A 593-nucleotide genomic window follows, 5' to 3' on the forward strand; every position below is an offset into this window, starting at 1 on the left:
CAGGTTATATAGGCAAAACGATTGAAAACGTGGCAAACGTCGACGGCGGGAACATCGATGATCCAGATAAGCCTGGAACAGACATCAAAGTTGAGCCGAAAGATCCTAAGCTTGAATCAAAGAAAACGGCAAGCCTTCAAGAAAAAGCGGAAGGAAATAAGGATGCCGATCATCCTGAATCAGGAGACACGCTTCTTTACACGATCCAGACGCGAAATACAATCGAAGACAGCCTTGTCAAAAATCTCGTCATTTCAGATGCCATTCCGGAAGGGCTGGAATATATCCCTGGTACCTTAATAGTAGACGGTACTGCGGTAACTGACGATCAAGACGATGATCAAGGCCACCATGCCGACGGCAAAGTTGCCGGCCAGTTCGGCGATGTTGCCGATACGAAGTGGCATACCGTGACATTCGAAGTGAAAGTCAAGTCCGGCCAAGCGGGCAAAGACATTGTCAATACGGCGACGATCGGCAGCGACAATGTTGACAAACCTGACAAGCCGAGCCATGAAGTGAAAGTCTATCCGCGTGATCCAATATTAGAATCTGAGAAAACAGCGAAGAATCTCGATTCAGATAAGAACAAG

General features: G+C 47.4%; 1 protein-coding gene. It reads left to right on the forward strand.

Annotated features, from left to right (window positions below):
* A partial coding sequence (locus BTR1S_RS21485) for an isopeptide-forming domain-containing fimbrial protein (RefSeq protein ID WP_156483234.1) occupies positions 1-593 on the forward strand: 593 nt, incomplete at both ends.

Origin of the sequence: Bacillus sonorensis NBRC 101234 = KCTC 13918 (genome assembly GCF_001592005.1) — a bacterium.
Taxonomy (GTDB): Bacteria; Bacillota; Bacilli; order Bacillales; family Bacillaceae; genus Bacillus; species Bacillus sonorensis.